Origin of the sequence: Colwellia ponticola, assembly GCF_005885605.1 — a bacterium.
GTDB classification, from domain to species: domain Bacteria; phylum Pseudomonadota; class Gammaproteobacteria; order Enterobacterales; family Alteromonadaceae; genus Colwellia; species Colwellia ponticola.
In genome coordinates, this window is sequence record NZ_SZVP01000096.1 from 1 (window position 1) to 461 (window position 461).

Consider the following 461-nt stretch of genomic DNA (forward strand, 5'->3'; position numbering starts at 1 on the left):
CTGAGGAGGGATGGTCGACATATATAACCTCACGAAGAATGGACTGAAACGCCTTATCCCAAAGGGTGGGGGGAGCATTTCGCGAGGTCAGTATATAAAGCTGGGCTTAAGCAATATTTTCTTAATAGCGAAGGAAATTTCGGTTTTTCATGAGGTCCGCTCGAAGGGCGATATCTTGTTTTCGAGCGAGCCTCCCGTCGCCGTCAGCTGGTTCTTACAATCACCGGTGGCATTGTCGTTGGTGGTTCTTCCACCGCTGGCGGTTGGGTTTCCGGCGGTTCCTTCTCGGGAATCGGCTCCGGCTCCGTGGGGGGCAAGGTCGGGTTGTCGATATTCGGGTCCGGGGTTTCAGCCGGGATAGGGATATTCATCGGTGTGGCCTCCTTTGTGCTTTGCTCCAGTGGTGGACATCCACCGGGGCCAATTGATTCCCCGCCCAATGGCGGAACATCCAGCTGAAC

1 pseudogene is annotated in these 461 nt (G+C 54.9%); it reads right to left on the reverse strand.

Annotation, left to right across the window (positions count from 1 at the left end):
• Positions 1 to 203: 203 nt before the first annotated feature.
• Positions 204 to 461 (reverse strand): annotated as a pseudogene (locus tag FCS21_RS16950) (hypothetical protein); the annotation flags it as partial.